Raw genomic sequence first — 24228 nt, 5'->3', positions numbered from 1 at the left:
CATTTGTGATCCGGGATCGGGCATCGCAAGTCTGCCGCATGAGCCACCAACGAGTTCTGGAGCAGGACAGATGACCAATATCCTCTACATCACCGCCAGCGCGCGCAGCGAGGGCTCGCTGTCGCGCATGCTGGGCGAGCGTTTCGTGACCGGCTGGACGCAAGGGGCCGAAGCGGGCGACGTCACGCGCCGGGACGTCGGCGCCAACCCGCCCCCGATCATCTCGGAGAGCTGGATCGCCGCGGCCTTCACCCCCGAGGCCGAGCGGACCGCGGCGCAGCGGGAGATGCTGTCCCTGTCGGACCGGTTGATTGACGAGGTGAGGCAGGCCGACATCATCGTCATCGCCACGCCGATGTACAATTACGGCATGCCCGCTGCTCTGAAAGCCTGGGTCGACCAGATCGTGCGCATCGGCGAGACCTTCAGTTTCGACCTGTCGCGCGGCGATTTCCCGCTGGAGCCGATCCTGTCGGGCAAGACGCTGGTGCTGCTGACCAGCTCGGGCGAGTTCGACTTTGCCCCGGGCGGTATGCGCGCGGACATGGGCCACCTCGTTCCGCATCTGACGACCGTCTCGAAATACCTTGGCGTCGATCACATCCATACGGTTTCGATCGAGTACCAGGAGTTCAAGGACACGCGGCATGACCGGTCCATCGCCGCGGCGCAGGCGCAGGTCGACGCGCTTCTGGTCGAGCTGGCGGAGGGCAGGGCCGCGGCGCTGGCGTGAGGGGCGGCCGGGGTCTCGGCCTACACGTGCTGGCCGCCGTTGATCTCGATCTCGGTGCCCGAGATGTAGGCGCTGCCATCGGTGCACAGGAAGTAGATGGTATCGGCGACCTCGCCCGCCTGTCCGAGACGGCGGAGCGGGATGTCTTCGACCATCTTTTCCGTGCCCGCGCTGAGGATCTCTGTTTCGATCTCGCCGGGGGCGATCGCGTTCACGCGCACGCCGAGCGGTCCGAAATCATGCGCCATCTCGCGGGTGAGCGCCTTGAGGGCGGCCTTGGAGGTGGCGTAGGCGGCGCCGGCGAAGGGGTGGACGCGGCTGCCGGCGATCGAGGTGACGTTCACCACGGCCCCGCCGGCTTCGGCCAGCTCCTGTTTCAGGCCGCGGGCCAGGACGACGGAGGCGAAGAAGTTCACGTGAAAGACGTGGCCCCATGTCCGCAGGTCGGTCTCGATGGTGTCGAGCCGCGCGCCGTCCGGGCCCTTCGGTGAGACGCCGGCGTTGTTGACCAGCGCATCGAGCCGACCGCCCAGCTTTCGGCGGATCACCTCGACCTTGGCGATGGTGTCGTTGGGGTCTGCGAGATCGATCTGGACGTGGTTCTCCTCGCCTCCGCCCCAGGGGCATTCCTTGGGGAAGGGGTGGCGCGAGCAGGTGATCACCCGCCAGCCTTCGGCGCTGAACTTGCGCACCGTGGCATGGCCGATCCCCCGGCTTGCGCCTGTCAGCAGGATGGTTCGTGTGTCCGACATGGTCCGTATCTCCGGTGGCGGCAGGGCCAGGGTGCAGGGCGGTCCGTTCCGCGGTGGATCCTTTTGCAAATGCCTATCGCAGCGGTGTGACCCGGGTCGAGATGAAAATGGGGTTGGCGAGCGACATGATGCGACTGGCGGGCCTGTCCGGTGGGGCCGTTTTCGGGCGGCGGTGGCCGGGGGGGCGGAAAAAGGCTGCGTGTTTAACCATCTGATTTTCCGTACAAAAATTTTATTGCAAAAAAATGTGTTCTGCTGAACGATAGTTTCAGGCTCAAATGCGAGTCTGAAAAATCATGAGCAAATAGGCTCTCCGATCGTGACGGGAAACGTCGCGGTGGAGGGCCTTTTTTTATGCCGATTCAACGGCTGCTCGCAACCAACGGAGGAGTTAACCTGATGAAACGTCGTGACTTTCTCGGAGGGGTCGGGGCCGTCGGTGCCGCCGGTGCCCTTGCGGCGCCCTCGCTACTGACAACCGCCGGCCGCGCCATGGCGCAAGGCGGCGACATTCCCGTCGGCCTGCTGTTTTCCCTGACCGGCGCCGTGGCGGTGGTGGAGAGCACCCTGCACGATGCCGCGCTGATGGCGATCAAGGAGATCAACGCCGAGGGGGGCGTGCATGGCCGGCAGCTCCGGCCGATCATCGAGGATCCGGCGTCGGACCCGGCGACCTATGCCGACCGGGCGAGGCGGCTGATGATCCGCGACAAGTGCGTGAGCGTCTTCGGCTCCTACACCTCGGCCAGCCGGCAGGCGGTGCTGCCGGTGACCGAGCAGCGCAAGAACCTCTACTGGTATCCGACGCTCTACGAGGGCCGCGAGTGTTCGCGCAACGTGATGTATGGCGGGGCCGTGCCGAACCAGCAGCAGGACGACCTGATCCCCTGGGCGATCGAGAATTTCGGGCCGCGCTTCTTCATGATCGGCAACAACTACGTCTATCCGAAGGAAGAGAACAACTACTGCAAGACGCTGCTGGCCAAGCATGGCGGCGAGGTGGTGAACGAGGAATACGTGCCGCTGGGACATTCGGATTTCAGCTCGGTGATCAACCGGATCCGGGCGGAGGAGCCGGACGTGATCTTTGCGACCGTTGTGGGCGACTCGGACGTGGCCTTCGCGCGGCAGTATCACGCGGCCGAGCTTGACCCGGAGAAGATGCCGGTGGTCAGCCTGACGCGGTCGGAGGTCGAGGTGAAGGCGATCGGCGGCGAGGCGGCGGCGGGGCATTTCTCTTCCGCGCCGTATTTCATGGGGCATGACACGCCGGAGAACGAGGCGTTCGTGGAGGCCTACAAGTCGCGCTATGGCGCCGATACGGTGACGCATTTCGTCAGCGAAGCGGCCTATTTCCAGGTCTACCAGTTCAAGGCCGCGCTGGAGAAGCTGGACCCCGCGAACATCACGCCCGAGGCCATCCGCGATGCGGCGGTGGGGCTGACGCTGAATGCGCCGCAGGGCGAGGTGCTGATCGACGAGAACCTGCACACCCACCTGTGGCCGAAGATCGGCCAGTGGCAGGCGAACGGGCAGGCCGAGGTTCTGGTGCAATCCAGCGAGCGGATCGCGCCGCTGCCCTACGCGGCCTATGAAGGCCAGTCCTGTACCGGCGAGGGCCTGGTCAAGGCCTGACCGTTTCCAAGCGCAACCAGACCGAAAACAGCGTCCGGCTCTGAAACAGGGGCCGGACCCATGGGAGGGGTGTATTCATGGACGTGATAGCGAACCAACTTTTCGCCGGGCTGAGCATGGCGTCGATCCTGCTGATGATCGCGCTTGGCCTGGCGATCATTTACGGCGCGATGGGGGTCATCAACCTGGCGCATGGCGAGTTCGTCATGCTGGGCGCCTATGCGACCTGGGCGCTGCAGAGCTTCGGGGGGATCGGCATCCTTCCGGCGCTGCCGCTGGTCTTCGTGGCGGTGGCCGCGGTGGGCTGGATCATCGAGAAGGTGGTGGTGCAGAACCTCTATCACCGGCCGCTGGACACGATCCTGGCGACCTGGGGGATCGGCATCATCCTGCAGCAGGCCGTGCGGCTGGGTGTGGGCGCGGAATCGCGGTTCGTGAGGGGGCCCGACCTTCTGTCGGGGAACACCCAGATCGGGCCGCTGATCATGTCGAATTACCGGCTGTTCGTGATCGCCTTCTCGGTCGCGGTGCTTTACGGCACGTGGCTTCTGATGACGCGGACCGAATTCGGCATGAAGCTGCGGGCGGTCATCCAGAACCGGCGGATTTCCGAATGTTACGGGATCGAGGCCAAGCAGGTCTACTCCGTCACTTTCGCCTATGGCGCGGGGCTGGCGGGGATCGCGGGGGCGCTGATCACGCCGCTCTTCAGCACGATCCCGACCATGGGCACGGGGCTGGTGGTCGATGCGTTCCTGGTGGTGATCGTCGGCGGGCTGGGCAGCCTGATCGGCGCGGCCTCGGCCTCTGTGCTGATCGGCGAGGCGACGGCGCTGTTCTCGATCGTGATCAACGACACGCTGGGCCGGATTGCCGTGCTGGCGGGGATCATCGTGCTGATCCGGTTCCGCCCGCGGGGCCTGTTCCCAACCGAAACACGTCGCTGAGGAGACCGGCATGACATCCAGATTTCACTACGATCTCGTCGCGCTCGTGATCTTTGCCGCGGTGATCGCCTTCGGGGTGCCCGCCCTGATGAATTACGACGGGTTCGAGCTCAACACCTTCGCGCGTTACCTGGCCCTGGCCATCGTCTCGGCGGCGCTGGCGCTGTCCTGGGGGACGGCCGGGCTGCTGAACCTGGGGCAGGCGGCGACCTTCGGCATGGGCTCCTACGCGATGGCCATGCATCTCAAGCTGCGCGCCAGCGACGGGCTGCCGGACTTCATGGGGTGGAACAACGTGCCCGAGCTGCCGCTGTTCTGGGCGCCGTTCGAGTCGCTGGCCTTCACCCTGCTGGCGGGGCTTCTGGTGCCGGCCTTCATCGGCGGTCTCATCGCCATCTTCATGTTCCGGGCGCGGATCGCGGGCGTGTTCGTGGCGATCATCACGCTGGCCTTCCTGGTGGCGTTCCAGCTTCTGGTGATCAACCAGCAGGGCCAGACGGGCGGGCAGAACGGGCTGACGGGGCTGGCGCAACTGGCGCTGCCGGGCTGGACGGTCGACCCGTACAGCATGGGGTTCTACTACCTCGTGGCCGGGTGCCTGACGGTGGCGCTGGCCGTCGGGGTCTACCTGACCCACAGCAAGTTCGGCCTGATCCTGCGCGCCATCCGCGAGGATGCCGACCGGACGCGGTTCTTCGGCTACAACGTGGCGACCTACCAGACCGCGATCTTCTGCATATCCGCCGCGCTCGCCGGGTGGGCGGGGATGCTTTACACCATGGTGCTGGAATTCGCCTCGCCCACCTATATGGGCGTCTCGTTCAGTCTTGCCATCGTCATCTGGTGCGCCGTGGGCGGCCGGGAGTCGGTCATCGCGGCGGCCTTCGGAGCGATCGTGGTCAACCTTCTGGAAGGGCGGCTTTCCGACGTGTTCGTCGAGGGCTGGCACCTGATGCTGGGCGTGATCTTCGTGCTGGTCGTCATGTTCATGCCGCGCGGCATCTACGGGGTGCTGACCGACCTTGCCGCGAAACTGCGCGGCCCGACCCGGCGGGGGCGCCAGGTCGAGCGTCACCCCGCATCTTCGCAACAGCTTGAAACCGGGCAGGAGCCTTGATCATGGAGCAACTGCAAGTCACCGATCTGCACGTGGAATTCGGCGGGCTGCGCGCCGTGGACAACCTGAGCTTCTCGGTCGAGGAGGGCGAGATCCTGTGCCTTCTGGGGCCGAACGGGGCGGGGAAATCGACGACGCTGGACCTGATCTGCGGCAAGACGCAGCCCACCGGCGGCTCGATCCGCCTGAACGGGACCGAGATCAGCCGGATGCTGGAGTTTCGCCGTGCGCGGCTTGGCATCGGGCGGAAGTTCCAGGTGCCGTCGGTCTACAAGGACCTGACCGTGGCGGAGAACCTGTCGGTCGCGCGGTCGAGGCGGCCGGGGGTCTGGACCGCGCTGACACGCCTTGCGCTGACCGACGCGACCGCGGCCTGTTCGGTGCTCGAGAAGGTCCACCTGAGCGACAAGCGCGACGAGCTGGCCGGCAACCTGTCGCATGGCGAGACGCAGTGGCTGGAGATCGCCATGCTGATCGCGCAGGACAGCAAGCTGATCCTGATGGACGAGCCGACCGCCGGCATGACCATCCAGGAAACCCAGCGGACAGCCGAGATTTTCCGGTCGCTGAGCGCCAGTCACACGCTGATCGTGGTGGAGCACGACATGTCCTTCGTCCGCACCGTGGCCGACCGGATCATCGTGATGAACCGCGGCGCGATGCTGGCCGAGGGCACGATCGCCGAGATCGAGGCCAACGAGGCCGTCAAGACAGCATACCTGGGGCATTGATAATGGAAAACATGCAAGCGAGAGAGCTTTATTCCTTCTACGGCAAGAGCCCGGTGATCCAGGGTGTGTCCTTCGACCTCGAGCCGGGCGAGTTCCTGGCCGTGCTGGGGCGCAACGGGGTGGGCAAGACGACCCTGCTCAAGTCGATCATGGGGCTGACCGACCGGTGCGACGGCGGGCTGGCCTTCGGCAGCCGGGACATCCTGGGGCTGTCGACGCCGCAGAGGTCGCGGCTGGGGATCGCGTATATTCCGCAGGGGCGCGAGATCATTCCGCAGTTCACCGTGCGGGAGAACATCCTGATGGGCACCTTCGCCCGGCCCGACGGGAGGCGCGAGATCCCCGATTACCTGTTCGAGATGTTTCCCATCCTCGACGAGTTCATAGACCGGCGCGGCGGCGACCTGTCGGGCGGGCAGCAGCAGCAGCTTGCCATTGCCCGGGCGCTGGCGATGGACCCCAAGATACTGATCCTCGACGAGCCCACGGAGGGCATCCAGCCCAACATCGTGAAGCAGATCGAGGAGGCGATCGTGCGGCTCAACCGCGAACGCGGGCTGGGCATCATCCTTGTCGAGCAGAACGTGCCCTTCGCCCGGTCGGCGGCGGACCGGTTCCTGGTGCTGGACAAGGGGCGCGTCGTTCTGAGCGGAACATCCGCGGATCTCTCCGACGAGGTCGTCGAGAAACACCTGACCTTCTGACGGGTCGGGCCAACCCACCATCAAGGACCAACAGGAAAGGACCAGACATGAGACATGGTGACATTTCAAGCAGCGAGAACACGGTCGGCGTCGCCGTCGTGAACTACAAGATGCCGCGGCTGCATACCAAGGCCGAGGTCATGGAGAACGCCGAGAAGATCGGCGAGATGCTGATCGGGATGAAGCAGGGGCTTCCGGGCATGGACCTGGTGATCTTCCCCGAATACAGCACGCAGGGCATCATGTACGACCCTGACGAGATGATGGAGACCGCCGCCACCATTCCCGGCGAGGAGACGGAGGTGTTCGCCCGGGCGTGCCGGAAGGCCAATGTCTGGGGGGTCTTCTCGATCACCGGCGAGCGGCACGAGGAGCACCCGAAGAAGACGCCCTACAACACGCTTCTGCTGATGAACAACAAGGGCGAGGTGGTTCAGAAATACCGCAAGGTCCTGCCGTGGAACCCGATCGAGGGGTGGTATCCGGGCGACCAGACCTACGTGGTCGAGGGGCCCAAGGGGCTGAAGGTGAGCCTGATCATCTGCGACGACGGCAACTATCCCGAGATCTGGCGCGACTGCGCGATGAAGGGGGCCGAGCTGATCGTGCGGTGCCAGGGCTACATGTACCCGGCGAAGGACCAGCAGGTGATCATGTCGAAGGCGATGGCCTGGGCCAACAACTGTTACGTGGCGGTGGCCAATGCCGCCGGGTTCGACGGGGTCTACAGCTATTTCGGCCATTCGGCGATCATCGGTTTCGACGGCCGGACGCTGGGGGAATGCGGGGAGGAGGATATGGGCATCCAGTATGCGCAGCTTTCGATCCCCGAGATCCGGGATGCGCGGGCCAACGACCAGTCGCAGAACCATCTCTTCAAGCTGCTGCACCGGGGCTATACCGGCGTGCATGCCTCGGGCGACGGGGAGAACGGCGTGGCCGAGTGCCCGTTCGAGTTCTACCGCAACTGGGTGAACGATGCCGAGAAGACGCGGCTGCATGTGGAATCGTTCACGCGTTCGACGGTGGGGGTGGCCTGCTGCCCGGTGGGCGGCTTGCCGACCGGTGCGAAGGAGAAGGAGGCGGAGTGATCCGCCGGGAGCCTTGCGGTGCGGCCCGGAGGGGCCGCGCCGCGCCCGAATGCTTGATGGAGGGAACATGCCTTTCCTGACCGACCGGCTGCACGATACGCAGAGGCAAGAGAAGCTGGCCGCCGCCCTGGCGGACGAGAACGCGCGTGTGACCGGTTTTTCCGGGAACGGTGCCGGTAAGGGGCGGGGCCTTGCCTCGCGGTTTTCGTTCGACCTGGACGCGATCGAGGCGGAATTGCGGGCCTCGATCATCGGGCAGGACGAGCCGATCGGCCAGGTGATGGAGATCCTCAAGGTCGTCCGGGCCGATATCGGCGATCCGCGCAAGCCGCTGGCCTCGGTCCTGTTCTGCGGCCCGACCGGTGTTGGCAAGACCGAAACCGTGCGCACCGTCGCCCGGGCGATGTACGGCGATGCCGACGCGTTCTGCCGGGTCGACATGAACACGCTGTCGCAGGAGCATTACGCCGCCGCCCTGACCGGGGCGCCGCCCGGTTACGTGGGATCGAAGGAGGGCACCACGATCCTCGACCAGGAGAAGATCGAGGGCACCCGGAACCTGCCCGGCATCGTGCTGTTCGACGAGCTTGAGAAGGCCAGCAACGAGGTGGTGCTGGCGCTGATGAACGTGTTCGACAACGGCATACTGACCGTGGCCTCGGGCGAGCGGACCTATTCGTTCCGCAACAGCCTGATCTTCATGTCCTCCAACCTGGGCGCGCGCGAGTTGATGGCGCTGGACGAGGGCGGCGGGTTCGGGCCGCGCGCCATGTGGTCGCGGCTGGTGACGGCGCGCAAGCCGCGACGGGAGCGGGCGCAGGATATCGTCATGCGGTGCCTTCTGGACCGCTTCCCGCCCGAGCTGGTCAACCGGATCGACCACGTGGACACCTTCAACTGGATCGGCAGCGACCGGATGCCGGACCTGGTGGACGTCGAGCTGGAGCGGCTGAACCGGCGGCTGAAGAAACACGATCTTTTGCTCGAGATCACCGGCGAGGTGAGAGCTTTCATTGCCGCCAAGGGCTATGATAAGCGCTTTGGCGCCCGCGGACTTCGCCGGGCGATGCGGCGCCACCTGGAGTTTCCGCTGGCCGGGTACCTGCTTGGAGATCATGGCGACTTCTCTCCGTCGACCGGAAGTGCCATTGTCAGGCTGGAGGCCCAGTACCGGAATGAAACCGTGTCGTTCCGACAGTATTGAGAAGGAAATGAACTTTTGGAGAGTTGGAAAGTCGGGCTGCTTTTCTCGGAAACGGGCGTGACGTCGATCATCGAGCGCTCGCAGCTCAACGGGGCCTTGCTGGCCATCGACCAGATCAACGCGAAGGGCGGCGTGCTTGGCCGTCCGATCGAGCCTGTCCGCTACGATCCCGCCTCGATCGTCCGGCGCTATGGCGAGCTGGCCGAGACGCTGATCGTCGAAGACAAGATCGGCGTGATCTTCGGCTGTTACATGTCGTCGTCGCGCAAAGAGGTGCTGCCGGTGGTGGAACGGCGCAACGCGCTGTTCTTCTATCCGACGCTTTACGAAGGGTTCGAGTATTCGCCCAACGTCATCTACGGCGGGGCCTGTCCGAACCAGAACAGTGTGCCGCTGGCGAACTACCTGATGAACGCCTATGGCAAGCGCATTCATTTCGTGGGGTCCGATTACATCTACCCGAGGGAATCGAACCGGGTGATGCGGAACGTGCTGCGCCAGGGCGGCGGGGAAGTCACCGGCGAGGTCTATTTCGACCTAGAGGCGAAGGCCGGGGATTTCGCGGCGGTCGTCGACGAGATCATGCAGGTGAAACCGGATGCGATCTTTTCCACCGTGGTCGGGCAGGCCTGTATCGAGTTCTACAAGGCCTACCACGCGGCCGGCGGGAACGGCCGGGAATGTCCCATCGCCAGCCTGACCACCAACGAGGGCGAGATCGCGGCCATAGGCCCCGAAGCCTCGGCCGGCCATATCACGGCCGCCCCGTATTTCCGGTCCATCAATTCCGCGGCGAACCGCCGTTTCCTCAAGGCCTACGAGGCGAAATTCGGCTCGACCGTGGACGTGACAAGCTGTTGCGAGGCGACCTATGCCCAGGTGCACATGTTCGCCCGGGCGCTGGAGGAGACGGGCGAGATCGACACCGAAAGCCTGCGCGAGGCGCTGCTCGGGGCGAGTTTCGACGCGCCGCAGGGACAGATCAAGATCGACCCCGACAACAACCATACCTACCTTCAGTCGCGGATCGCCAAGGTCGACGAGGCCGGCGAATTCGCCATCGAAACCAAGGTGCGGCGCGCCATCAAGCCCGACCCCTACCTTGTCTATCCGGCGATCCATGACTGGAGTTTCCGAACGCTGAAAGTCGCCGGAGGTGGACGACGGAATGAGTGATCCGATCCAGGATCTGAGAGACCTTCACGCGCTGGTCGTCCATCCGCGGGACCGAAGCGCCGACGAACTCATGCAGCAGGTCAACAGGATCGGCTGCAATTTCGATCACATGTGGCCGGTGCCCAAGACGCTGCCGGAGAAATTCGACCTGGTCTTCGTCGACGTGACCGACCAGAGCGCGCAACAGTTGAAATCCTTCATCGGCAACAATGCCAAGCCGCCCTCGGTGGTGGCGATCATCGGGTACGAGAACCCCTCCGTCCTCGAGCTGATCTTCGAGATCGGCGCGCATTCGGTGCTGATGAAGCCGGTGCGGGCGGCGGGCGTGCTGAGCAGCATGCTGATGGCGCGGCGATTCCAGCAGGAGCAGCTTCGCTTCAAGAAGGATCTCACGAAGCTGCGGGAGAAACTCGACAATGTGCAGAAGGTGAACGATGCCAAGTTCATCCTCATGCGGCATCGCGGGATCACCGAACGAGAGGCCTACGACCTGATCCGGAAACAGGCGATGGCCAAGCGGACGACCACGACGGAAATCGCCCAGTCGATCATCAACGCGGAAAGCATCCTGAGCAACATGGGCGATACCTGACTGTCCCGTTCGCGCTCAGGCCTCGCCCATGGCGCCGATCGTCTCGAACGCCGCTGCGAGGTCGTCGATCAGGTCGGCGGGGCTTTCCAGCCCGATATGCAGCCGGATGGCCGTGCCGCCTGGCGATGACGCAGGCAGGACGACCGGCAGCGCCAGGCTTTCGTAGCCGCCCCAGGAGGCGCCGATCCCGAACAGCGACAGCCCGTCCACGAAGGCATCCGCGCGATCGGCCAGGGGCGGGGCGAGATGGAAGGCAAACAGCCCCGAGGCGCCGGTGAAGTCGCGCCGCCACAGCGCGTGGCCCGGAAAGCCTTCAAGGGCCGGGTGCAGCACCTCGGCCACCTCTTCCCGGTTCGCCAGCCAGCGGGCGACCTCGAGCGCGCCGCGCTCGTGGGCCTCCAGCCGGCTTTTGAGGGTCCGCAGCCCGCGCAGGGCGGCATAGCAATCGTCCGGGCTGACGCAGAGGCCGAAATCGCCGTTGAGGTCGAAAAGCGGCCGGTAGGCGGCCTCGCGGGTGACGACGGTGCCCATCATGATGTCGGAATGGCCGCAGATATACTTGGTCGCGGCCTGGATCGAAATGTCGGCGCCGTGCCGAAGCGGCTTGTAGAACAGGCCGGCCGACCAGGTGTTGTCGATCGCCAGTAGGGCGCCGTGCCGGCGCGTGACCTGCGCCATGGCGGGCAGGTCGATCATGGCGAAGCTGTACGAGCCCGGGCATTCCGCCAGCACGAGCCGGGTGTTGGGCCGCAGGGCCGTGGCCAGGGAGGCGGCGTCGGGCCGGAAGCGGGTTATCTCGACGCCGCGGGGTTTGAAATGGTTCTCGGCCAGCCGGTGCAGGGGCGGATAGGCCGTGTCGATGATCGCGACATGGTCGCCGGGGCGCGTATAGGCCAGCAGCACCGCGCCGAGCGCCGCCAGCCCGGAGGGGTAGAGAAACGCCCGGTCGCCCTGTTCCAGCTCGCACAGCGCCTCCTCGAGCGCCATGGAGGATGGCGTGCCGCGTGCGCCGTAGGTGAACAGGCGCTCGCCGGTGGTGCGGCGCTGGCGGTAATCGCGCATCGTGGCGGTATCGGGGAAAAGCACCGTCGATGCGCGCACCACGGGCGGGTTCACGGCATGCGGCTCGCGGCCCTGCGGCTTGGCCGCGCGGACCATGCGGGTGGCGTCATCCATCGGCGGGCTCGCGCGTTGCGGCCAGCTGGAAGACCGCGCGTTCCTGCGGGTCGAGCTGATCGACGAGGCCGGTTTCCCATTCGAGATAGCGGCGCGATGCCTCGAGGTTGCCGCTGTGCCGGTCGTGGACGAAGAAGAGAAAGTCGATGGCCTCCTTGTCCGGGGGCGTGTCCGGGCTGGGTTCGACGGGGCCGCCGGCGGCCACCCATGCCTCCATGCCACCGTCGAGATAGCGGCAATCGGCCTCCAGCTCCGAGGCGAAGAGCGCGGCGATGGCGGGGTCGTCGGCAACCAGCACGACCGGGCCGCCGAGGCCGTCCGCGACCGCCGCGGCGCGGGGCCGTATGGCCCAACGCGCCCCGGGAATGTGGCCCTTGCGATAGGTCATCGAGGGCCGGAGGTCGAGGATCGTCGCGCCGCTTTCGCGGGCCAGGTCGGTGGCGGTGACAGCGGGCAGGGGCGCGGGATTTTCCACCGGCGCGTCCTGGCCGACATGGTTCAGGCCGCCCCGCACGATCACCGCGTCATGCCCCATCTGCCGCAGCCAGAAGGCGGCCGAGGCCGCCCGGACGCTGTTGTCGTCGATCAGGGCGATCCGCGCCCGGCGCAGGGCCACCCATTCATCCGTCGCCTGCACGAGCTGGACCACGGGCGCGTGGACCGATCCGGGGACGTGGCCGGCGGCGAACTCTGCCTCCGAGCGGACATCGAGCAGGTAGGCGTGTTCGCGGCGCCACGCCGGAAGGTCGCCCGCGTCGATGACGGGCAGGCCGTGGCGCGCAATCAGGTCTTCGGCAATCCGTGCGCCCTGTGCAAGCTGAGCCTCGGTCAAGTCGGGCAGGGGGGCGGGGCTGTTGCCGCGGGACAGCTCCCGGCCCGACAACACCCATCCCTGCGTGCCGTTTTCCAGCGCGTAGACCGGGTTGCGGATGCCCGCGTTGATCAGGCTCTGCGCGCCGATCAGCCCGCGGGTGCGCCCGGCGCAGTGGATGACGATCGGCTGATCCCCGGGCAGGCCGAGGGCGGCGAAACGGTAGAGGAATTCACCGTTGGGCAGGCTGCGCGCGCCCGGCAGGGTCATCTTGCGGTAGTCGCTGGCCGGGCGGCCGTCGACCAGGCTGGGGGGGCGGGGCGCGGCCTGCATCTTCAGAAGCTCGTCGGCGGTGACCTGGGGCGTGTGCTCGGCCAGTTCCACCAGCTCGCCCAGCACCTTGCTGGGCACGTTGACGCCCTTGAAGACGCCGTACCCCGCCGCCCGCCACGCCGGCAGGCCGCCAATCAGGATCGAGATATCGGCATATCCCAGTTGCTCGAGCCGGGCGGCCGCGCGCCCGGCCACGCCGTCATCGTCGTCGTAGAGGTAGATCTCGGCCCGGGTGTCGGGAAGCAGGCGCGGCGCCAGCAGTTCGAGGCGGCTGTAGGGGCAGTTCGAGGCAAAGAGCAGGTGGCCTTCGCCGTACTGGCCATGCTCGCGCACGTCGAGAAGCCCGATCCGCGCCTGTGCGTCGAGCCGGGCCTTCAGGGCGGTTGCGGATACCGTCCGGATCATTGGCCCGCCTTCCTGGTCTTCACGCCCACATCCATCGTCCAGCAGGTGCCGGCCTCGGGGTCGAACATCACCCGCTCGGTCAGGGTTTCCAGCGCCCGGCCATAGAAATGCAGGTGGCGGATGATGCGGTCGCCGGGGATGAAGACGGAATGGATGTCGTCGGGCAGCATGCCGATCGCGGTGCCCGGTTCTATGGTAACCTCGCGGTCTTCGCTCACCGTGGCGCGGCCGGGGACCGTGCCGTCATCCGTACGCGTCCACAACGTGTTGAGCTCGACCCCCTCGACCGCGGCGACGCAGGCCCAGGTGGTGTGGTTGTGCGGCGGAATGCGCTTCCCGGGCCGCATGACGTTGAGGTAGAGCGCGAAGCTGTGCCCCTCGTCCTCGGCGATGAGATAGCGGGCCTGCTTGCTGTCCTCGTCGGGCGGGGGAAACTGGTCGGCAGACCAGAACCCGGTTTGCACGGCAATCTCCCGAAGGTCGTCGGCGATGGCGCCGACCGTCTGCCGCGTGACGCCGTCCTCGGCGATGCGGTTGCGGGCGGCGTCGCGAAGGGCTTCGACGCGGCGGCTGCGCTGATGGATCAGGTCGGTCATGGGAGGCTCCTGTCAGGTCGGAAAAGGGGGTCAGAACAGCGCGACATGCGCCTCGGTCGGGCTGCGGGTTTCGCCATTGATCGGCAGGAGATCCTGCGGGCAGGCGGAGAGGACCAGCAGGATGTCCCGTTCGGCACGAAAGGCCACGTAATCGCCCGGGCGGGTGACCGGCGGCTTGCGGTCAAAGCGTCCGTCCCCGTCCAGCGGGTAGTTCATGAACAGGTTGAGCGGCGCCGGCGTGTGCGGCGAGGCAAGCCCCGCCTCGGCCAGGGCGGCGTGCAGGTTGTCCTCGCAATTGTCGTGATACTCGGTACAGCCCATGCGCCGGTAGATCGGCGTCGAACAGCAGCACATCAGCATGTCATGGACCCCGGGCGAGGTATCCTCGAGCACCGTCAGCATCGGCTGGTAACGGTTGTCGACCAGCGTGTCGCGGGGCCGGATATGGATGCGACTGATGGCGGACCGGGTATGCGCCATCGACAGGAAGGTCGAGGTGTCCCCGGCGGCAAAGGCCCAGGTGTCGAGCACCTGGCTGCCATGGGTGTTGATCACCCGGAATTCCTGTCCGGAGGCGACCGCGACGGCCTTGCCGCGCCGGGCCGGGATGGTGTGATCCTGTCTGCTCATGATCGGGTGGTTCCTCTGATGCCGGTGGGGGAGGTCATTTCGCCGCCGCCGCCCCGCCCGAGCCGAAGGGGAAATCCGGCGCGCCGCGCTTGAGCGACAGGGTGCGGGAGGCGTCGAACAGATGCTCGCGCAGCTGGTCGAGATCGACCGTCTCGAACAGCGGGTCGGGCAGGACCACGCCAAGCGCCAGCAGCACCTCGTTGCGGGCGTCGAAGACCGGGACGGCCAGCGCCGCGAGGCCGGGCGCGCTTTCGCCCCGGGTGACCGCACAGCCGGTCCTGCGGATATCGTCCAGCACGGTTGCCAGCCGGTCGCGCCGGGTGATGGTCTTCTCGGTCAGCGGCCGCAGGTCGAGCGTTTCGAGCAGGCTGGCCCGCCGCGCCTCGGGCTGCCAGGCCAGCAGCACCTGCCCGGCCGAGGTGCCGTGCACCGGCAGGCGGCTGCCGACGCGCCAGCGCCCGTCGATGTAATGCGGCCCCTCGACGGCCATGATGTGCAGCACATGGGTGCCTCGCAGGATGCTCAGGGTCGCCGAATGGCCGCAGGCGGTGACCAGCTGGCGCATCACCGGCAGGGCGTCGCGCGCCTCCTGCGAGCGCACGATGTAGCGGGTGCCGAGCTCGAACGCCTCGACCCCGACCGAGTAGCGCCGCGTCACCGGATCCTGTTCCACCATGCCGGCATTGCGCAGCGTGCTGAGGATCTTCGAGACGTGGCTCTTGTTGAGATCGACAAGCTCGACGACCTCGTTCACCGACAGGTCGCCATCGGCGTCGATGAAGACCTTCAGGACGTTCAGGGCCGTTTCCAGTGATTTCACGCCGCATCCTCCGTTTTCGGGTCGCCGTAGATTTCGGGGCGCCGCGACGCCAGGTGGCCTTGCGACCGGCCTGTCACCGGGCCGACGGCAATGTCGGCGATCAGCAGGTCCGTCGCGTCGGCCGGGGCCGGGCCGGCCGCGATATCGCCGGTGCCGGCGATAATGCAGCTGTTGCCGAGGAATGTCAGGTCCGCTTCCTGCCCGATGCGGTCGGCGGCGAGCACCGGCACTTCGTTCACGCAGGCCGTGGTGCGGGCGAGGTGGAACCCCATCGCCTGGCCATGCGCGTCGAGCGGCGCCGTCATCCGCGGGTTGCCGGCCCAGTTGGCGGGGCAGGCGATCATCTCGGCCCCGCCCAGCACCAGGGCGCGGCCCAGTTCCGGGAACCACAGGTCGTAACAGATCACGAGGCCGATGCGGCCGGCCGGCGTGTCGGCGATGACGGCGCGGTGGCCGGGGCTGTAGAGGCGGCGTTCGATGCCCCACAGATGCAGCTTGCGATAGGTGGTGACCGTGCCGTCGGGGGTGATCGCGACGGCACTGTCGTAAAGCGTGCCGGCATCCGCCTCGATGATCCCGGCGACGAGGGTCAGCCCGTGCCGCGCCGCGCGCCCGCGCCAGGCGGTCATGGCCGGCCCGTCGGCGGTGGTGGCGTGGTCCGCGGCGGCGGTGCTGTCGGCGAAAACATAGCCGCTGAGGCAGCATTCCGGCAGCACCAGCAGGTCGGCGCCGCCCGCCGCGGCCCGGTCGATCCAGTCGAGGCTGGCATCAAAGTTGGCCTGCGCGTCGCCCGGGACGGGGGCGTATTGCGCCACCGCGGCGCGGATTTCCCTACCGGTCATGCCATTCGTCCCATTCCAGCCCGACGAAGCCAACCCGGTCGCCGGAATGCACCACCGGATCGTTGCGGATGCCGATCACCTGCACGTCCTGCTCGAAGCTGACGGTTTCGACGACGCGGCCGGCCACGTCCTGCACATGGCCGAGCGGCTGGCCGGCGGGCAGGGTGGTGCCGGCGGCGGCCTGCTGTCGGAAGAAGCCGCCGTGACGGCTGAAGACATGGGTGCGCCGGGTGACGCGGCAGACCGGGCCGGGACCGGGGACCGGATCGGGAAACATCCGAAGATGGGCGGCAAGGCCGGTCAGCCCGTCGATGCCCGCCCGGATACAGTCGGGCTGCTGCCGGCTTCCGGCCCCGAGCTCGATCATGAAGGCCAGCTTGCCCAGCTTCAGGCATTGATAGTCGAGCGCGCCGGCATTGTTGCCCGGCAGTTCGGCGGCCGAGGCGACCGACATGCGGCAGGCCACGAAGGGCGAGAACCGGGCGATTGCCGAGAGGATGTCGTCCTCGCCCGGCGCGCCGTCGCCCGCATCCTTGTAGACGGCATAGGGCCTGCTCGAGAACAGCGGATTCATCGTATGGAAGTTGACCACCACGTCGGCACAATGCCGGATGCCGTCGAAGACCGCGTGGGCCAGCAGCTGCGACAACATCCCGGCATCGCTGCCCGGAAAGCTCTGGTCGAGGTCCTGCTCGTCCTGCGGCACGCGCTTGCGGCGGGCGTCGAGGGCGGTGGGGTTCGAGACCGGCGTGGCCACCACCGTGCCGGCGAGATCGGCACAGTCGAGCCCGGCCATGAAGTCGGAGATGGCCAGGATGCCGTTGATCTCGTCGCCATGGACCGCGCCGTTCAGCCACAGCACCGGCCCGTCGGCACGCCCCTTCGCCACCAGCAGGGGCAGGGCGACGGGCTGGCCGCTGGCCATGGTGCCGACCTGCAACGTGGAGTGGGTCAGCGCGCCCGGTGCCGCGCGGTCGATGAGCTGGGCCGCGTCGGCAAAGGGCCGGGGGACTGTTTGCAGGGACAGGTTCATTGCGGTGCACTTTCTTTTCGGGAAGGGGTTGCGTCGGGCTCGACCGGCTCGCCGCCGAGAAAGGCCGCGCGGATATTGGGGTCGTTCATGACCTCGCGGGCCGGGCCCTCGATCAGCTTGGTGCCGAGGTCGAGCACCACCGCGCTGTCGGAAACCAGGAGCGAGCCCACGACGTTTTGCTCGGCCATGATCACGGTCACGCCCGCGTCGCGCAGCTGGGCCACGTTGTCGAACACGTCCTGCTGCATCTTGGGCGACAGGCCCAGCGACGGCTCGTCGAGCAGCAGCAGCACCGGGTCGGTTTCCAGCACCATCGCGGTTTCCAGCACCTGCTGTTCGCCGCCGCTGAGATTGCCGGCCATGGTGCGAAGCTTGCGGCCCAGCATCGGGAAGAGCTCGATCACCCGGTCCTGGGCCGCCTGCTTGTCGCCGCGGGCAAGGGTGTAGGCGCCCATCTCGAGGTTCTCGCGCACCGTCATCTGCGGGAAGTTGCAGCGGCCCTGCGGCACGATGCCGATACCCGCGCGCATGCACTCGCCGGGGCTTTTGCCCTGCAGGTGCTGGCCGCGGAAGACCATCTCGCCGGCGAACCATTTCGACAGGCCGAAGAGCGATTTCAGAAGGGTGGATTTGCCCGCGCCGTTGCCGCCAAGCAGGCTCCAGATCGTCTGCGGATAAACGTCGAGCGAGAAATCCCGTACGATCGGGTCGTCGAGATACCCGACGGCGGCGCCGCGCAGGGACAGGATCGGGTCAGACATGCAGGGCCTCCTCTTCGGCATACTGGGCGTAATTGCCGAGATAGGCCTCGAGCACACGCGGATCGTTGCGGATCACCGCCGGCGCGCCCTCGGTCAGAAGCCGGCCCTGTTCCAGCACGATCACCTTGTCGCAATGGCGCATGATGAAATCGACATTGTGCTCGATCAGAAGGAAGGTCTGGCCTTCGGCGTTGAGCCTGTCGATCAGGTCGGAAATCCGGCGGATCACCGTGGGGTTCACCCCCGCCAGCGGCTCGTCGAGGATGATCAGGCGGGGCCGCCCCATCAGGCACATAGCAAAGGCCACCAGCTTGCGCTGACCGTATGACAGGATGCCGGCCGGGGCCTCGGCGTATTTCTCGATACCGACCAGCCGCAGGTGCGACAGGGCCTCGTCGCGCAGCTCCGCCTCGTGGCGGGTGACGCGTGGCAGTTTCAGGACCTGCGCCGCCCAGGTGAACCGGCGCAGGCTGCGGGCGGCGACGACGAGGTTGTCGGTGACCGACATCCCCTCGTAGATGCGCACGTTCTGGAAGGTGCGCACCATGCCCGCCGCGGCCAGATGCTCGGGCCGCCAGCCGGTCACGTCGCGCCCGTCGAACCGGGCCAAGCCGCTGTCGGGCCGGGTGAACCCGGTCAGGCAGTCGATGGTGGTCGACTTGCCCGAGCCGTTGGGCCCGATCAGGCCGACGATGCTGCCGGGGCGGACGTCGAAGCTGACATGGTCGACGGCGGTGACCCCGGCGAATGCCTTGGTCAGGCCGGTGACGTCCAGCAGCGGAGGGGAAGTATCGTTGCTCATGGCCGCACGTCCTTTCGCCAGCGTTTCAGGTCGGCGTCGCGCAGGTAGCCGCCGAACCCGCCCGGCAGCACCAGCGCCGCCGTGACAAGCACCGCCCCGAACATCACCAGCCGCAGTTCCGGGTCGAAGCGCAGCAGCTCGGGCACCGCCGTCAGCACGAAGGCCGCGACGATCACCGTCCAGAAGTTGCCGGCGCCGCCGAGGATCACGATGATCAGCAGCATCTCGCTGTAATAGGTGTCGAAGATCGACGGGTCGACGATGCCGAGGTGGAAGATGTAGAGCCCGCCGGTCATCCCGCTGAACGCCGCCGCGACCGCGAAGGCGAGAAGCTGGTAACGGGTCACGTTGATGCCCTGCGAGCGGGCCAGCGCCTCGTTCTGGTTGGTGGCCAGAAGGATGCGCCCGATGGGCGAGCGGACCAGGGCGAACATGACGCCGAGCGCCAGCGCCGCGAAGCCCAGCATGACGAGGTAGAAGGCCAGCGGGTCGTGCCCGTCGAGCAGCACCCGGTCGCCGATGGCGATGGTGGGCGCCGGCAGGCCGGGAATGCCGAGCGGCCCGCGCGTCACGTCGACCCAACTGCGCGACAACAGCGTCACCAGCAGCGTGAAGCTGAGCGAGACGATCACGAAGGAGGCGCGCGACACGCGCAGGGCGGGAATGCCCACCAGGATCGCGAGGAGCCCGGTGAACGCGCCGGCCAGCGGGAAGGCCAGCCAGGGCGAGAGCCCGTAATCCGCCGTGGTGATCGCCGCGACATAGGCACCGACGCCCCAGAAGCCGACCTGGGCGAAGGACAGCAATCCGGTGAACCCGAAGATCAGGTTGAGTGACGTGGCCAGCACGGCGAAGGCCAGGGCCAGCGAGCCGACATTGAGCACGTAGCTCGATCCGGTCAGGGCCGGGGCAAGGGCCAGCGCCGCCACGCAGAGCAGCCAGCGCACATCCGTCGGGATCGCCCCCGCGCGGCCGCCGTTGAGGGTGCGCGTCATCATACCCGCACCCCCTTGCCGAACAGCCCTTCGGGCCGGGCCATCAGGATGGCGATCATCGCGAGGAAGGCCACCGCATCCTGCAGCGCCACGGGGCCGAACCCGCCGACCAGGCTTTCGGTCACGCCGATCAGCACGGCGGCCAGCACCGCGCCGGGGATATGGCCCAGCCCGCCGATGATGACGATGGCGAAGGCCTTGAACAGGATCGGGATGCCCATGGCCGGGTGGACCGTGAAGACCGGGGCGAGCGAGGCACCGGCGAGCCCGGCCAGCCCCAGCCCGAGGCTGACCGCCGTGCCGGCGACCACCGCGGGCCGGATGCCCACCATGAAGGCCGCTTCCCGGTTCTGGGCGAAGGCGCGCATCGCCTTGCCGATCCGGCTGTGCTGCAGCAGCAGGTAGAGCCCGCCCATCGCCAGCGCGCTGAGCCCGATGGTCAGCAGGCGCATCAGGTCGATCCGCAGCCCCGCCATCGTGAGGTAGATGAAGCTGAATTCGGTATCCACCACGCGGGGCTGGGCGCCGAAGAGATAGGTGATCCCGTTCTGCAGCACCATGCCGATGCCGATGGTCAGGATGATGCCGCGTTCGAACTCGCCCTGCTGCAGGTGGCGCAGAACGGTGGCGTAAAGGAGGAGCCCCGTGGCCGCCACTACGAGCGTCGCGAGCAGCACGGCGGGAAAATACCCCAGGCCCAGCACGGTGACGCAGGTCAGCATGGCCGTGGCGCCCAGCATGTAAACCTGTCCATGCGCGAAATTCACGATCTCCATCACGCCGAAGATCAGTGACAGGCCGACGGCGATCAGGGCGTAGGTCAGGCCGATCACCACCCCGTTCAGCACCAGTTGACTAATGAAAAGCCCGGTCAAAGCATGTCCTCCCTGCAGTCGGGTCTTGCAGGGGGCGGCCCGTGGCCACCCCCCTTCATGTGTGCGCGGATCAGGTGTCCGACTGCGCCTCGATGACCACGTCGGTGCCGTCGACGCGCATGATGATGGCCGCGTTGTGGGCCTGGTTGTTCTCGTCGAAGGCGACCGTGCGGCCGGTCAGCGAAGTATACTCTGTCTTCTCGAGCGCGTCGCGGATCGCGCTGCGGTCGGCCGAGTCTGCACGGTCGATCGCGTCGGCGATGATCCGGACCGCCTCGTAGGCCTCGAAGCTCTGGTAGTTGGGCAGTTCGCCGTATTTCGCCTCGAACGCCTCGACGAAGGCCCGGTTCTCGGGCGTATCCAGGTCGGCAGCATAGGGGAAGACGCTGGTCGCCCCGTCGATGGCGCCGGAGGCGATCACCGTGTCGCGGATCTCGTCGAAGGCGATGCGGCCCGTCAGGTGCGAGGGCAGGCCCATCCCGCGATATTGCCGCAGGAAGTTCAGCTCGTCCGCGCCCACCGCGTAGAGGGCGATGGCATCGGGGGCGGTGTTGGCCAGCCGGGTCAGCAGGGTGGTGAAATCCGGCGTGTTCTGCTGGAAGAAGTCAGCCGATACGACCTCGATGCCCTGGGCCTCGAGCGCGGCGGCGATCGCCTCGTGCCCGCCACGGCCGTAATCGGTATCCTCGCCCACGAAGGCGACGGTGCCGATCTCGCCGGTCGAGGCGATGTAGTTGGCCATCGCGACGGCCAGCCCCACGTCGGAGGGGTTGATCCGGAAGGTCCACTCGTTGCCGCCGGTGCCGGATTTCTCGGTGATGACCTTGGAGGTCGAGACGGCGACGATCAGCGGCACCTCCTCGCGTTCGACCATGGGCATGATCGCGAGGGTGACGGAGCTGCACAGCGCGCCGATGATGGCGACGGGTTCGTTGCGCAGCAGGTTCTCGACGCTGGTCACGCCCTGCGAGGGGTTGCACTGGTTGTCCTGAGCGTCGAGCGCGAGGGTATGGCCATCGACGCCGCCCGCGGCGTTCAGTTCCTCGATGGCCAGCTCGGCGCCCCATTTCTCGTGCTGTCCGAGCGCTGCGACGCTGCCCGACAGCGGGGTGCTGAGCCCGATCCGCAGTTCGTCGGCATGGGCGGCAGCGGTGGCGAGGCCGAGCCCGCCGATCGTCGCCGCAAGGATCAGAGTAGTCCGTTTCATTGCGTGTCTCCCTGTAGTTTCCTATTTAGAAACTTAATTTCCTATTTGGGAACACAAGTAACCACGTTATAGGTCGTCTGTCAAACGGCACGCCGGGAACCGGCAACGAAAGGCGGAAAATGCATCAGAAATCAGAGAGGTCGGAGCAGGAGTTCCGTGATTCGCAGCGGCGGGCCGCGCGTCCGGAAGGGCTCGGGAAATGGCGGCAAGGTGCCGAATCGCGCTGGCGATCGGGCCTTTCGTGCCTGCCGGGGGTGGCCGTTTCCCTCCTGGCCGGCGGCCTGGCGATCTGGGGCGCGGGGTACAGCCAGCTTCCGGCGATGATGATCGCGCTGTTACTTGGCGTGGGCTCGGGTGCGCTTGGCCGCAATCCCTTGATGGAGCCGGGGCTGGCCGTTTCGGTGCGCGTTTTGACCAGGGTCGGCGTTGCGCTTCTCGGGTTGCAGATCAGCCTGGGCACCATCCTGCAGATTGGCGTGGACGGGCTGTTCTACCTTGTGGGCGCCACGGTCGCGACCATCGGCCTGACGATCCTGGTGGCGCCGCTGTTCGGGCTGCGGCGCGGCTTCGGGTTGCTGATCGGGGGGGCGACGGCGATCTGCGGCGCCTCGGCCGCGCTGGCGATCTCGGCGCTGCTGCCACCCTCCGGGCGTCTGAACCGGCACCTGTCGTTCACCATCATGGCGGTCACGGCCCTGTCGACCGTGGCAATGGTCGCCTATCCCGCGGGGCTTCTGGCGCTTGGGGTCGGCGACGTGCGGGCGGGGTTCGTGCTGGGCGCCTCGATCCATGACGTGGCACAGGTTGTCGGCGCGGGATACGCGATCTCGGACACGGCGGGCGAAACGGCCGTGGTGGTCAAGCTGTTCCGGGTGATGCTGCTGGTGCCGCTGGTCTTTGTCCTGGCCCAATGGAGCCATCGGGCCGGACGGGCAGGGGCCGCGGCGCCGCGCGTGCCGCTTTTCATCCTGGCCTTCCTGGGCGGCGTGGTCGCGAGCTCGGCGGGAGTGGTCCCGGTGCACCTGTCCAGTGCCGCGGCGCTGGCCTCGCAGGTGATGCTGACCGCCTCGGTCTTCGCGGTCTGCGCGCTGACGCCCCTGTCCGGCATTGTGCGGGCCGGGGCCGGGCCGGTCAGGCTGTCGGTGGCGGCCACGCTGTTCATTCTTGGCCTCGCCCTGGCGGCATCGGCCTGGCTTCTGCCGTTCAGCGGCGGGTGAGGTAATCGGGCAAATCCGGATCAGGGAGAACCGAAATGACCTTCAACCTCTGCAATGTCCGCCCGGCGGCAAGGCGCAGATGCCGCGCCAGAAGTTCGGCCGCCTCCGCCGGCCGGCCCGCGGCAAGCCGTTCCAGGATGTCGCGATGCTCGGCCAGTTCGGGCAGGTCGGGGACCATGCCCACCGCCTCGAGGAACACGGTATTGACGAGCAGGGGCAGCTTGCTGTGGTCGATGACCGCGAGCATCTGGCGGTTGTCGGCCTCGGCGAGGCACTGTTCGTGCAGGTCCTGCTCGGCCGCTTCCAGCTCGTCGGGCGTGGCGCCGGCCCGGGCATTGGCCAGCCTGTCGATGCGCTCCAGCATCGGGGCGAACATGGCAGGCGACAGCCTTGGCGCGCTCTGGATCAACGCGGCCGGCTCGAGCAGGGCGCGCAGTTCGTATTGTTCCCGCACGGCCCGCGCGGTGAGCGGCCCGACCAGCCATGTGCCCCGCGCGTCGCGCCAGATCACGCGCTGTTCGTTGAGCAACAGCAGCAGTTCGGCGGCCCGTGCGCGGCTGATCCCGTAATGGCGCGCCAGCTTGGATTGGTTGATGCGAAACTCGCCGAAGGCCATGGCGGTGGCCGCGGTGCGCCGGATGTCCGGCAGGATGTGAAGCCCGGGATCCGGGGCGGGGCCGCGGCCGGGCGCCCCGTCTTCCGTCTCGATCTCGAAAAGGGCGGGATCAAGCGGCGTCCGGTCGACCACTGCCCCGCGCCGCGTGCCCGCCAGGTAGCCGCGCCCCTGGAAACGCTGGACGAGCCCGTCGTCATGCAGGGCGCGCAGGGCGCTCCTGACGGGGGCGCGGCTCGAGCCGAACGCCTCGGCGATCGGGCCTTCCAGCAGGACACGCCCGGGCGGCACGGCGCCGGAGCGAATCCCCGAGGCCAGCGCGGCATAGACCCTCTCGCGGATCGTGATGCGGGTTTGACCCTCGGCCGGCGGAGGGTCATTTTTTGGCTTACGCCCGGGCATCCTGAAATATCCTATCCGGAATATACAG

25 protein-coding genes are annotated in these 24228 nt (G+C 67.1%); 11 read left to right on the top strand and 14 right to left on the bottom strand.

All coding sequences use genetic code 11. The features are described 5' to 3' along the window. Window positions 1–70: 70 nt before the first annotated feature. Window positions 71–733, top strand: coding sequence for an FMN-dependent NADH-azoreductase (locus ACO07J_RS18250; RefSeq protein WP_422031598.1), 663 nt, complete (start codon window positions 71–73; stop codon window positions 731–733). Window positions 734–753: 20 nt separating this feature from the next. Here the strand turns inward: ACO07J_RS18250 and ACO07J_RS18245 are convergent, their stop codons facing one another. Then, window positions 754–1485: an SDR family NAD(P)-dependent oxidoreductase gene (locus ACO07J_RS18245; RefSeq protein WP_422031596.1), complete on the bottom strand. Its 732-nt coding sequence runs from the start codon at window positions 1483–1485 to the stop codon at window positions 754–756. A 399-nt stretch (window positions 1486–1884) separates the two neighbouring features. Here ACO07J_RS18245 and ACO07J_RS18240 point away from each other — a divergent pair, with 399 nt between their 5' ends. The 9 genes from ACO07J_RS18240 to ACO07J_RS18200 all read left to right on the top strand — a co-directional run bounded on the left by ACO07J_RS18240 (window position 1885) and on the right by ACO07J_RS18200 (window position 10682). Then, window positions 1885–3120, top strand: coding sequence for a transporter substrate-binding domain-containing protein (locus ACO07J_RS18240; RefSeq protein WP_422031594.1), 1236 nt, complete (start codon window positions 1885–1887; stop codon window positions 3118–3120). 77 nt (window positions 3121–3197) lie between these two features. Then, window positions 3198–4067 carry an urea ABC transporter permease subunit UrtB gene (urtB, locus tag ACO07J_RS18235; protein ID WP_422031592.1) on the top strand — a complete coding sequence of 290 codons (870 nt, stop codon included), beginning with the start codon at window positions 3198–3200 and terminating at the stop codon, window positions 4065–4067. A 10-nt stretch (window positions 4068–4077) separates the two neighbouring features. Next, window positions 4078–5184, top strand: a complete 1107-nt coding sequence (gene urtC, locus ACO07J_RS18230) for an urea ABC transporter permease subunit UrtC (RefSeq protein WP_422031590.1) — start codon at window positions 4078–4080, stop codon at window positions 5182–5184. Between the two features lie 2 nt (window positions 5185–5186). Continuing rightward, entirely contained in the window at window positions 5187–5915 is a 729-nt protein-coding gene (urtD, locus tag ACO07J_RS18225) for an urea ABC transporter ATP-binding protein UrtD (RefSeq protein ID WP_422031588.1), read from the top strand. Between the two features lie 2 nt (window positions 5916–5917). After that, window positions 5918–6619: an urea ABC transporter ATP-binding subunit UrtE gene (gene urtE / locus ACO07J_RS18220; RefSeq protein WP_422031586.1), complete on the top strand. Its 702-nt coding sequence runs from the start codon at window positions 5918–5920 to the stop codon at window positions 6617–6619. Window positions 6620–6666: 47 nt separating this feature from the next. Then, window positions 6667–7710: an aliphatic amidase gene (locus ACO07J_RS18215; RefSeq protein WP_350131239.1), complete on the top strand. Its 1044-nt coding sequence runs from the start codon at window positions 6667–6669 to the stop codon at window positions 7708–7710. A 67-nt stretch (window positions 7711–7777) separates the two neighbouring features. Further along, window positions 7778–8914, top strand: coding sequence for an AAA family ATPase (locus ACO07J_RS18210; RefSeq protein WP_422031584.1), 1137 nt, complete (start codon window positions 7778–7780; stop codon window positions 8912–8914). A 15-nt stretch (window positions 8915–8929) separates the two neighbouring features. Next, a complete protein-coding gene (locus ACO07J_RS18205) occupies window positions 8930–10090 on the top strand; it encodes a transporter substrate-binding domain-containing protein (protein WP_422031582.1) in 1161 nt (386 codons plus the stop codon). After that, window positions 10083–10682, top strand: coding sequence for an ANTAR domain-containing response regulator (locus ACO07J_RS18200; protein ID WP_422031580.1), 600 nt, complete (start codon window positions 10083–10085; stop codon window positions 10680–10682). Before ACO07J_RS18205 ends, ACO07J_RS18200 begins: the two co-directional genes overlap by 8 nt. Window positions 10683–10697: 15 nt before the next feature. Here the strand turns inward: ACO07J_RS18200 and metC are convergent, their stop codons facing one another. The 12 genes from metC to ACO07J_RS18140 all read right to left on the bottom strand — a co-directional run bounded on the left by metC (window position 10698) and on the right by ACO07J_RS18140 (window position 21968). Next, complete coding sequence (gene metC, locus ACO07J_RS18195; RefSeq protein ID WP_422031578.1) at window positions 10698–11858, bottom strand: cystathionine beta-lyase; 1161 nt, start codon at window positions 11856–11858, stop codon at window positions 10698–10700. Beyond that, window positions 11851–13407, bottom strand: a complete 1557-nt coding sequence (locus ACO07J_RS18190) for a rhodanese-like domain-containing protein (protein WP_422031576.1) — start codon at window positions 13405–13407, stop codon at window positions 11851–11853. The genes metC and ACO07J_RS18190 overlap by 8 nt, the downstream gene beginning before the upstream one ends. Continuing rightward, window positions 13404–14003 carry a hypothetical protein gene (locus tag ACO07J_RS18185; RefSeq protein ID WP_422031574.1) on the bottom strand — a complete coding sequence of 200 codons (600 nt, stop codon included), beginning with the start codon at window positions 14001–14003 and terminating at the stop codon, window positions 13404–13406. Before ACO07J_RS18185 ends, ACO07J_RS18190 begins: the two co-directional genes overlap by 4 nt. Window positions 14004–14033: 30 nt before the next feature. Beyond that, window positions 14034–14633, bottom strand: a complete 600-nt coding sequence (locus tag ACO07J_RS18180; RefSeq protein ID WP_422031572.1) for a DUF1989 domain-containing protein — start codon at window positions 14631–14633, stop codon at window positions 14034–14036. Between the two features lie 34 nt (window positions 14634–14667). Continuing rightward, a complete protein-coding gene (locus ACO07J_RS18175; RefSeq protein WP_422031570.1) occupies window positions 14668–15453 on the bottom strand; it encodes an IclR family transcriptional regulator in 786 nt (261 codons plus the stop codon). After that, the gene (locus tag ACO07J_RS18170; protein WP_422031568.1) at window positions 15450–16295 is read right to left on the bottom strand and encodes a nitrilase-related carbon-nitrogen hydrolase; all 846 of its coding nucleotides are present in this window, start codon (window positions 16293–16295) and stop codon (window positions 15450–15452) included. Before ACO07J_RS18170 ends, ACO07J_RS18175 begins: the two co-directional genes overlap by 4 nt. Next, window positions 16285–17328 (bottom strand): M14 family metallopeptidase, encoded by a 1044-nt coding sequence (locus ACO07J_RS18165; protein ID WP_422031566.1) that lies wholly within the window; start codon window positions 17326–17328, stop codon window positions 16285–16287. The genes ACO07J_RS18170 and ACO07J_RS18165 overlap by 11 nt, the downstream gene beginning before the upstream one ends. Then, on the bottom strand, window positions 17325–18089 hold the full coding sequence (locus ACO07J_RS18160) for an ABC transporter ATP-binding protein (RefSeq protein WP_422031564.1): 765 nt from the start codon (window positions 18087–18089) through the stop codon (window positions 17325–17327). Before ACO07J_RS18160 ends, ACO07J_RS18165 begins: the two co-directional genes overlap by 4 nt. Beyond that, on the bottom strand, window positions 18082–18891 hold the full coding sequence (locus ACO07J_RS18155; protein WP_422031562.1) for an ABC transporter ATP-binding protein: 810 nt from the start codon (window positions 18889–18891) through the stop codon (window positions 18082–18084). Before ACO07J_RS18155 ends, ACO07J_RS18160 begins: the two co-directional genes overlap by 8 nt. Continuing rightward, on the bottom strand, window positions 18888–19889 hold the full coding sequence (locus ACO07J_RS18150) for a branched-chain amino acid ABC transporter permease (protein WP_422031560.1): 1002 nt from the start codon (window positions 19887–19889) through the stop codon (window positions 18888–18890). The genes ACO07J_RS18155 and ACO07J_RS18150 overlap by 4 nt, the downstream gene beginning before the upstream one ends. Continuing rightward, a complete protein-coding gene (locus tag ACO07J_RS18145; protein ID WP_422031558.1) occupies window positions 19886–20761 on the bottom strand; it encodes a branched-chain amino acid ABC transporter permease in 876 nt (291 codons plus the stop codon). The genes ACO07J_RS18150 and ACO07J_RS18145 overlap by 4 nt, the downstream gene beginning before the upstream one ends. A gap of 70 nt (window positions 20762–20831) precedes the next feature. Then, window positions 20832–21968 (bottom strand): ABC transporter substrate-binding protein, encoded by a 1137-nt coding sequence (locus ACO07J_RS18140; RefSeq protein WP_422031556.1) that lies wholly within the window; start codon window positions 21966–21968, stop codon window positions 20832–20834. Window positions 21969–22087: 119 nt separating this feature from the next. On the opposite strand from ACO07J_RS18140, the gene ACO07J_RS18135 reads away from it, so the two are divergent. Continuing rightward, window positions 22088–23185, top strand: a complete 1098-nt coding sequence (locus tag ACO07J_RS18135; RefSeq protein ID WP_422031554.1) for a YeiH family protein — start codon at window positions 22088–22090, stop codon at window positions 23183–23185. Here ACO07J_RS18135 and ACO07J_RS18130 read toward each other — a convergent pair. Continuing rightward, window positions 23172–24200, bottom strand: a complete 1029-nt coding sequence (locus ACO07J_RS18130) for a GntR family transcriptional regulator (protein ID WP_422031552.1) — start codon at window positions 24198–24200, stop codon at window positions 23172–23174. The genes ACO07J_RS18135 and ACO07J_RS18130 overlap by 14 nt on opposite strands. Window positions 24201–24228: the final 28 nt, after the last annotated feature.

This window comes from Roseovarius sp. (assembly GCF_965228755.1).
In the GTDB taxonomy this organism is placed as follows: domain Bacteria; phylum Pseudomonadota; class Alphaproteobacteria; order Rhodobacterales; family Rhodobacteraceae; genus Roseovarius.
This window is presented reverse-complemented; position numbering and strand designations above follow the sequence as displayed.

Coding starts and splice junctions, on each gene's coding strand:
- ACO07J_RS18250 (WP_422031598.1), top strand. CDS start 71: ATGACCAATATCCTCTACATCACCGCCAGCGCGCGCAGCGAGGGCTCG.
- ACO07J_RS18245 (WP_422031596.1), bottom strand. CDS start 1,485: ATGTCGGACACACGAACCATCCTGCTGACAGGCGCAAGCCGGGGGATC.
- ACO07J_RS18240 (WP_422031594.1), top strand. CDS start 1,885: ATGAAACGTCGTGACTTTCTCGGAGGGGTCGGGGCCGTCGGTGCCGCC.
- urtB (WP_422031592.1), top strand. CDS start 3,198: ATGGACGTGATAGCGAACCAACTTTTCGCCGGGCTGAGCATGGCGTCG.
- urtC (WP_422031590.1), top strand. CDS start 4,078: ATGACATCCAGATTTCACTACGATCTCGTCGCGCTCGTGATCTTTGCC.
- urtD (WP_422031588.1), top strand. CDS start 5,187: ATGGAGCAACTGCAAGTCACCGATCTGCACGTGGAATTCGGCGGGCTG.
- urtE (WP_422031586.1), top strand. CDS start 5,918: ATGGAAAACATGCAAGCGAGAGAGCTTTATTCCTTCTACGGCAAGAGC.
- ACO07J_RS18215 (WP_350131239.1), top strand. CDS start 6,667: ATGAGACATGGTGACATTTCAAGCAGCGAGAACACGGTCGGCGTCGCC.
- ACO07J_RS18210 (WP_422031584.1), top strand. CDS start 7,778: ATGCCTTTCCTGACCGACCGGCTGCACGATACGCAGAGGCAAGAGAAG.
- ACO07J_RS18200 (WP_422031580.1), top strand. CDS start 10,083: ATGAGTGATCCGATCCAGGATCTGAGAGACCTTCACGCGCTGGTCGTC.
- metC (WP_422031578.1), bottom strand. CDS start 11,858: ATGGATGACGCCACCCGCATGGTCCGCGCGGCCAAGCCGCAGGGCCGC.
- ACO07J_RS18190 (WP_422031576.1), bottom strand. CDS start 13,407: ATGATCCGGACGGTATCCGCAACCGCCCTGAAGGCCCGGCTCGACGCA.
- ACO07J_RS18185 (WP_422031574.1), bottom strand. CDS start 14,003: ATGACCGACCTGATCCATCAGCGCAGCCGCCGCGTCGAAGCCCTTCGC.
- ACO07J_RS18180 (WP_422031572.1), bottom strand. CDS start 14,633: ATGAGCAGACAGGATCACACCATCCCGGCCCGGCGCGGCAAGGCCGTC.
- ACO07J_RS18170 (WP_422031568.1), bottom strand. CDS start 16,295: ATGACCGGTAGGGAAATCCGCGCCGCGGTGGCGCAATACGCCCCCGTC.
- ACO07J_RS18165 (WP_422031566.1), bottom strand. CDS start 17,328: ATGAACCTGTCCCTGCAAACAGTCCCCCGGCCCTTTGCCGACGCGGCC.
- ACO07J_RS18160 (WP_422031564.1), bottom strand. CDS start 18,089: ATGTCTGACCCGATCCTGTCCCTGCGCGGCGCCGCCGTCGGGTATCTC.
- ACO07J_RS18155 (WP_422031562.1), bottom strand. CDS start 18,891: ATGAGCAACGATACTTCCCCTCCGCTGCTGGACGTCACCGGCCTGACC.
- ACO07J_RS18150 (WP_422031560.1), bottom strand. CDS start 19,889: ATGATGACGCGCACCCTCAACGGCGGCCGCGCGGGGGCGATCCCGACG.
- ACO07J_RS18140 (WP_422031556.1), bottom strand. CDS start 21,968: ATGAAACGGACTACTCTGATCCTTGCGGCGACGATCGGCGGGCTCGGC.
- ACO07J_RS18135 (WP_422031554.1), top strand. CDS start 22,088: ATGCATCAGAAATCAGAGAGGTCGGAGCAGGAGTTCCGTGATTCGCAG.
- ACO07J_RS18130 (WP_422031552.1), bottom strand. CDS start 24,200: ATGCCCGGGCGTAAGCCAAAAAATGACCCTCCGCCGGCCGAGGGTCAA.